This window comes from Novosphingobium sp. (assembly GCF_049240505.1).
Classification (GTDB): Bacteria; Pseudomonadota; Alphaproteobacteria; order Sphingomonadales; family Sphingomonadaceae; genus Novosphingobium.
On sequence record NZ_JBMLSM010000080.1, the window covers coordinates 3,768 to 7,268 of the forward strand.

Consider the following 3,501-nt stretch of genomic DNA (forward strand, 5'->3'; position numbering starts at 1 on the left):
GGTTGTTTCAGTTACCGAAGCGTGCGGTCAGCTGGATCCCGTAGAAGCGCGGCTCGGCGGGGATGAAGGTCGGGATGGTGAAGGCCCCGCCGGTGTTGCCCGCATCGAGTAGATAGTCCTCATCGAAGGCGTTGCGGATGAAAGCGGCGACTTCGTAACGCCTGTCGGCGAAGCTGACCCCGGCGCGCGCGTTGACCAGCGTGACCGCGTCTTGCGAGATCAGCGGATTGTTCGGCACTTCGAAGAAGATCCGGCTGCGATGGGTGACGCTCGGTGTGGCGAAGAGGCGCACGCCGCCCGGCAGCTCCTTGTCGATGGTGAAGCCGGCAGCGGCCTGCCATTCCGGCTGCAGCCGGAACCGCGCGCCCGAAAAGGCAGGCGAAAAAGCACCGTTCTCATCGATCCCGCCATCGATATAGCCGACATTGCCGAACACGTTGAGCCAGTCAGTCACGTCCACGGCCAGCTCCGCCTCGACCCCGAGGTTGCTCGCACGGCCCGCGCTCTGCGTGACAAAGGCACCGGTCGGATTGCCATTGGCATCGAGCTGCGCGACCGAGACCTGGAAGTCGTTGTATACTTGGTAATAGACCCCGAGCGAGCCGACTACGCCGCCGCTCGCCAGCTTGATCCCACCTTCGTAATTCCAGACGGTCTCTTCGGCGATGGTCTGCACGTTGGGCACCGGACGTCCGCCGCTGCGTGCCGCCGCGACCTGCACCACCGGCGAGCGGCGGCCCTTCGACACCGTGGCAAACACGTTCACATCATCGCTGATACGATAGAGCGCGTTGAATCGCGGCAACCACGCTTGGAACCACTTGTCCGCGGTGAAGGTGCGCCCACCGGTGTCGATCTGGCCGGGGATCAGCGCTGCGCGGCTAAGCGTGGAGTTTGGCACGCGGGCAAAGAAACCCGAGCCGCGATACTCGGTCAGCCAGCGCACCCCCGCCGTCAGTTCGAGCGCATCGAAGGGGGTCCAGGTTGCATCGGCGAACAGCGAATACGCCTCGTTGCGGCCCTGGTTCTCGAATACCGAGTTGTAGGGGATCGCCGTCGCCGCTCCGCCGGTAAGGATCGCCGTTACGCCGCTCGCGGGGACAGAACCATTGGGCGCGACACAGGCCACACCTGGCACCAGCGGCGCGCCGAACAGCGAGGTGAGGCACTGGAGGAAGGTGCCTTCCTCGGTGGCGAAAGGTACGTTCTGGCGGCCGTCCTCAATGAAGGCGTTCCACCCGAAGCTGCTGCGCAGATTGTCGCCAGTGTAGGTGAAGCGGCCCTCATGGCTGACCTGCCAGCCGTCGGCGATCTCGGCGAATTCGAGGAACGGCGCGGCCGATCCATCGGCGTCGAACACTTCGGCGCTGTCGAACTTGCGGTAGCCGTTGACGGTGGTGAAGCTCCAGTCGTCATCAAACTGGTGGTCGATGGTGAGGCTGATGTCATAAACCTCGCGGTTCAGACCGAGCTGGTCATCGCCCAGCGCCGCAGCGCCCGCCGGGTTGCCGCCGAGATTCGCATTGCGGAAGGCGTTCGCCGCTCCGCCCGGCGCGCCGGCGAAGGCCGGGAAGCGGCCCGAGATGAAGGGCGTGCCGCCGTTCCTCTGCTGGTCATAGGTGCCAATCAGGTCGACCGTCAGGTCGGTGGTGGGCTGCCAGCGCAGCGAGGCGCGCAGACCCAGCTGGTCCTGTGCGTAAAGCTCGTCCTCCTGATTGGGCGAGAGGTTCTCGACATAGCCATCGCGCGTCCGCCACTCGCCCGCGAGGCGGAAGGCCAGCGTCTCGCCCCCGGCATTGACGAAGCCGCCCAACAAGGTCTGGTTGAAATTGCCGTAGCCGCCGCGCACCTCGGCCGAAAAGCCCGGGCGCGGCTTGGCGGAGACCAGGCTGATCGCCCCTACCGCGCTGGCCGTGCCGAACAGGGTTGCCTGCGGGCCTTTGATGACCTCGACCCGCTCCAGATCGTAGATCGCCTGATAGGACCCCCGCGAGCGCGAAATGTCGACGCCGTTGTAGTAGAGCGTGACGCGCGGGCCTTGCTGGGCCGAACCGCTATCCGAGGTGATACCGCGGATGACCACGCCGGGATTGTTGGCGCTCTGTTCCTGGATGTTGAGGCCGGGGATGTAGTTGGACAGCTCGTCGAGGTCTGTGACACCGATTTCGGTGATCCGCTGGCCGGTAAGCGCAGAGATGGTGATCGGCACGTCCTGCGCGCGCTGTTCGATCTTCTGAGCGGTTACGATGATCGCGTTGCCGGAGGCGGTGCTGTTCTCGGGCTCGCTGTTGGTCTGGTCCTGTGCGAAGGCGGGGACGGCGGGAATGGCGATCGACGCGAGCAGCGCCGCACGAAGCAGGGAGGTACGCATGATGTTGGACCTTGTTGAAACAAGTGAGGTCCAGCGCAGCTAGAGGCGTCCTGTGACGGGGCGGTTGCTGTTATTTTGCAGTTGGATGAAGGCGATCAAGGTTGCCGATGTGTTGTTTCTAGGCAACGCTATCAGCCAAGCTCCGAGGATCAGACAAAGGATGGATAACGATAGTCGTCCAACACTGCCTTCAGTCGTGAAGGAGTTTTTTACCGGCATTCGGGCTAGATACTGAAAACGCGGTATCGCTCGTCTGCGCGTGCTGCCACAAGGCTCACTGACAAATCTTCGAGCCTGTGCCTCACGAACCGATCCAGACGACTGTTCAACGCTCGCAGTTCGGCATCGTCGCGCCACGACTTCAAGGCAATCCAAGCTGCTTTTTCAATGCGATCAAGATCGCCGGGATTGAAGATTTGATCAATGAAGCCGTCGTCGCGGGCCTCATTTCCCGCGAGCGCTAGCTGTATACTGCTAAGCAATAGATCACGTTCCCGCCCCACAACCCTCAAATGGGTGAGAAAACAGATTCGCGCAACACATTGATCGTGACCGAAAATTGACAATCGTGGTCAGGCAAAGCGGACCGTTCCGCCCGCGTCGATAATGCCGAAATCATTGATCGGTAGTTTCTGCGCGCGGCGTCCAACCTTTCGGCGGTAACGATGCCGGAAAGACAACTACACTTCAAACTTGCATTCTCAATCCTTGAATGATGCCGAGCAAGGCAATCCATCAGGGCCCTTGGCGCCCGCCATTGACTCCGGCCCTTTGCGTTGCGCCGAATCGACATTGCAGCGCCGGACCGTGGCGACTTCGGCCGGCAACTCGGCAAAGCGGTTGGTGCCCTTGCCATCCTTCTCCAGGACGAACCCGTCGTAAAGGACTCCTGTGTTGAGGAACGCCTTCACGACCAGCCGCCCTTGCGTGAATTCCAGCGTCTGGAACAGGCTCGTATCCTCGGCGACGCGGTCCGGTTGCCAACCGGAACGATCGTTGAGCGCATACATCTTCGCGCCTGCGACAGAGACAAGGTATACTGGCCCTTGAGCGGCGCCGCCCGCGCGCGCTTCACGGGCGGAAACGCTGCCTTGCTCTGCTGTCCATCGGCCATAACAATGGTCGTGCCC

2 protein-coding genes and 1 pseudogene are annotated in these 3,501 nt (G+C 62.4%); 1 reads left to right on the top strand and 2 read right to left on the bottom strand.

The genetic code is table 11. The features are described from left to right. Positions 1–7: 7 nt before the first annotated feature. Complete coding sequence (locus tag ACOVQ0_RS06610; protein WP_421881805.1) at positions 8–2,371, bottom strand: TonB-dependent receptor; 2,364 nt, start codon at positions 2,369–2,371, stop codon at positions 8–10. A gap of 296 nt (positions 2,372–2,667) precedes the next feature. On the opposite strand from ACOVQ0_RS06610, the gene ACOVQ0_RS06615 reads away from it, so the two are divergent. Further along, positions 2,668–2,835, top strand: coding sequence for a hypothetical protein (locus ACOVQ0_RS06615; RefSeq protein WP_421881808.1), 168 nt, complete (start codon positions 2,668–2,670; stop codon positions 2,833–2,835). 237 nt (positions 2,836–3,072) lie between these two features. Here ACOVQ0_RS06615 and ACOVQ0_RS06620 read toward each other — a convergent pair. Beyond that, positions 3,073–3,501, bottom strand: a pseudogene (locus ACOVQ0_RS06620) (hydrolase); the annotation flags it as partial.